Genomic DNA, 2619 nt, shown 5'->3' with positions numbered 1-2619 from the left:
TGCGGATTCCGATTCATTCCGGCCGGGTATTCCGATTTGAAGCCGGCCACCGTTCCGATCTGATGTCGGCCACCATTCCGATTTGAAGCCGGCCGGGGTTCCGATCAATCTCCGGCCGGTTTTCGGAGAGTTTGGCGTTTTCGTTTGGGTCAGTCCCTCGGGCATCAGGCCCCTCGCAATCGAGGGAAGCCGGATGCCTGCCAAGAGAGAACTGACCATGCGACAGATACGACAGATGCTGCGGCTTGCCCGAGATGGGGTGAGCGCGCGGGAGATCGGACGCACGCTCGGCGTGGCGCGCAGCACGATCCAAGATAACCTCAAGCGCGCCGCGACCGCCGGGCTTGCCTGGCCATTGGCCGGCGATCTGACGGACGCCGTTCTCGAGCAGCGCCTGTTCGCCCATGCCGGCGTGAAGAGCGGCTTCCGCCGCCGCGTCGAGCCGGACTGGGCCTGCCTCGTCTGCGAGTTGAAGCGGCCCGGCGTCAACCTGATGGTGCTCTGGGAGGAGTACCGCGACGCTCATCCCGACGGCTACGGCTACAGCCGCTTCTGCGATCTGTACCGGGAGTTCGAACGCCGCCTGTCGCCGACCATGCGCCAGGATCATCCCGCCGGCGACAAGGTCTTCGTCGATTACTCCGGCAAGAAGCTCTCGATCGTCGATCGGACCACCGGTGTCGTGCGGGAGGCCGAGATCTTCGTCGCCGTGCTGGGCGCCTCGAACTACACCTATGCCGAAGCGACCTGGACGCAGACGCTGCCCGACTGGATCGAGGCCCATGTCCGGATGTTCCGCTTCCTCGGTGGCGTGCCGCGCCTCGTCGTGCCCGACAACCTGAAGTCCGGCGTCCAGAGAGCCTCGTTCTACGATCCCGAGATCAACCGCAGCTACGGGATGATGGCCGCCCATTACGGCGTCGGCATTCTGCCGGCCCGCCCGCGCAAGCCCCGCGACAAGGCGAAGGTCGAAGCCGGCGTGCGCTTCGCCCAGAGCTATATCCTTGGGCGGCTGCGTCGGCAGACCTTCTTCTCGCTGGCCGAGGCGAATGCCGCGATCGCCGCCATGGTGGAGCGCATCAACGCCCACGTCATGCGCAGGCTCGGCGTCAGCCGTCGGCATCTGTTCGAGACCGTCGAGCGGCCCGTGCTGGCGCTGCTACCGGACGCCGACTACCAGTTCGCGGAATGGCGCCTGGCGCGGGTCTCCCTCGATTATCATGTCGAGTTCGACGGCTTCTTCTACTCGGTACCCCATGGCCTGATCCGCGAGCAGGTCGATATCCGCGCAACGACCCGGACGATCGAGCTGTTCCACCGGGGTCAGCGCATCGCCGCACACCAGCGTCGTCATGGCGGGCGCCGGCATGGCACAGATCCCGATCACATGCCCAGCGCGCATCGGCGCTACGCCGAGTGGACGCCGGAGCGCTTCCGGCGCTGGGGCGCCTCGATCGGCCCCAACACGGAGGGGCTTGTTATCGTCATCCTGGCCAACCGGCCTCATCCCGAGCAGGGCTTCCGCACCTGCCTGGGCATCCTGCGCCTGTTCAAGGATATCGCGCCCGAACGCGCCGAGATCGTCGCTGCCCGCGCCGTCGCCATCGGCGCGCTCACCTACAAGAGCATCAGCGCGATCATCGCCAACAGGACCGACCGCAAAACGCCGACGGACGACGTGGTCATCGATCACCCCAATCTCCGCGGCCCCGGCTACTTCCATTGAAGGAACGACCATCATGCTGATCCATCCCACCCTCGATCTGCTCACCAGCCTCGGGCTCCACGGCATGGCCAAGGGCTTCCGCGATCTCGATGCCCAGCCCGAGGCCAGCCGTCTCGAACATGCCGAATGGCTCGGGCTGCTGCTCGAACAGGAGAAGACGCTGCGCCAGCAGAAGCGCTTCGAGAGCCGGGCCCGTGCCGCCAGATTGCGTCATGCCGCCAGCGTCGAGGACGTCGATTATCGCGCTGTCCGCGGGCTCGACCGCGCGCTCTTCCTTAAGCTTGCCGCCGGCGACTGGATCCGCTCACGGCACAATCTCCTGATCACCGGCCCCTGCGGCGTCGGCAAGAGCTGGCTCTCCTGCGCGCTGGGCCACAAGGCTTGCCGGGAAGACTTCTCCGTCGCCTATCACCGCGTGCCGCGTCTTCTCGCAGCCCTGGCGCTGGCGCGTGGCGATGGACGCTACGCTCGAATGCTGCGCACCATCGCCCGCCTCGATCTGCTCATCCTCGACGACTGGGGACCCGAGCCGCTCGATGCCGAGCAGCGTCGCGACCTCCTCGAAATCGTCGAGGACCGATACGAGGCGCGATCGATCATCGTGACCAGCCAGCTTCCCGTCGATCGCTGGTACGAGCTCATCGGCAATCCCACCATCGCCGACGCCATCCTCGACCGTCTCGTTCACAACGCCTACCGCATCGACCTCAAGGGCGAGAGCCTGCGAAAAACCAAACAGAGCAGCATCGCTCAGCCTGCCGCTTGACCTTCGACGAACCGCAAAACATCATCCCCTCGACCCATGCGAATGACGCCAAGGGTGGCCGGCTTCAAATCGGAAGACCCGGCCGGCTTGAGATTGGAATGCATGGCCGGCTTCGTCGGTATCCGCA

At 65.7% G+C, this 2619-nt stretch carries 2 protein-coding genes; both read left to right on the top strand.

From position 1 onward, the window contains the following. Positions 1 to 217: 217 nt before the first annotated feature. A complete protein-coding gene (gene istA, locus Q8R75_RS08235; protein WP_305663633.1) occupies positions 218 to 1726 on the top strand; it encodes an IS21 family transposase in 1509 nt (502 codons plus the stop codon). 13 nt (positions 1727 to 1739) lie between these two features. After that, complete coding sequence (gene istB / locus Q8R75_RS08230) at positions 1740 to 2492, top strand: IS21-like element helper ATPase IstB (protein WP_068176996.1); 753 nt, start codon at positions 1740 to 1742, stop codon at positions 2490 to 2492. Positions 2493 to 2619: the final 127 nt, after the last annotated feature.

The organism is Methyloversatilis sp. (assembly GCF_030696805.1).
Taxonomy (GTDB): domain Bacteria; phylum Pseudomonadota; class Gammaproteobacteria; order Burkholderiales; family Rhodocyclaceae; genus Methyloversatilis.
The sequence above is the reverse complement of the archived record's forward strand: the minus strand, read 5'-3'. Positions and strand labels throughout refer to the sequence as shown.